Consider the following 773-nt stretch of genomic DNA (forward strand, 5'->3'; position numbering starts at 1 on the left):
GTTAATACGCCACCATTTTTAATATGGATTGAATTAAAAATGTGATTTTTAGCGAGGGATAACGTAATGCCATCAACAACCAGATTGTTCCCAGGAACTGTTAATTGGCCACCCACTTCAACAATTTCAGATGAAGCGTTGCTACCCGCAATAAAGTGTTCAAATGTTACATCACTTTGTATTTCCAGTTTGCTGTTTAATAAACTTAAAGGTTGTGTAAATCTGATCGGGTTTTCAATACGCACATTGCTATTGATAATATTCAGATTTCCATTGAGGACCGTTTCACTAATTGTGGTGTTGGCATTCTCAATAATTATTTTACTTTCATTCGTTACATCATTTAATGGTGTATATGAGTAAGCAGCGCCTGAACCGGCACCTTGTATTTTCAAATAAGCTGAGGAAAGATCAGTTTTATCTTTGATATAAACCGTACCTGGAGCACCATGTTTTCCACTGCTTTGACCATTACCACCCGTCGCTGTAATTTTTGAATCATTCAGACCGGTTTTGGATTCATAATAAATTGCAATGCGGCCACCACCACCACCAGAAACATCTCGACCATTGCTGCCATTCGCACGTATCTCACCTAATCCTGATGGTGATGTCAGTGCACCAACATTCAACCAAATCGATCCACCAGCGCCACCACCATGACTACTCGCAGTAACTACTCCACCGTCCGCAAGAATCTTTCCATTTAGCGTTAAGGTATCCGCTTCAATCTTGATGGCTCCGCCACCACGATGATCCGTCGCACCACTACT

At 41.1% G+C, this 773-nt stretch carries 1 protein-coding gene; it reads right to left on the reverse strand.

Annotation, left to right across the window (positions count from 1 at the left end; translation table 11 throughout):
- On the reverse strand, positions 1-632 hold a 632-nt coding region (locus tag A596_RS05060; protein WP_200882873.1), incomplete at its 3' end, for a hypothetical protein.
- Positions 633-773 lie beyond the last annotated feature (141 nt).

Origin of the sequence: Cellvibrio mixtus subsp. mixtus J3-8 (assembly GCF_000766945.1) — a bacterium.
Taxonomy (GTDB): Bacteria; Pseudomonadota; Gammaproteobacteria; order Pseudomonadales; family Cellvibrionaceae; genus Cellvibrio; species Cellvibrio mixtus_A.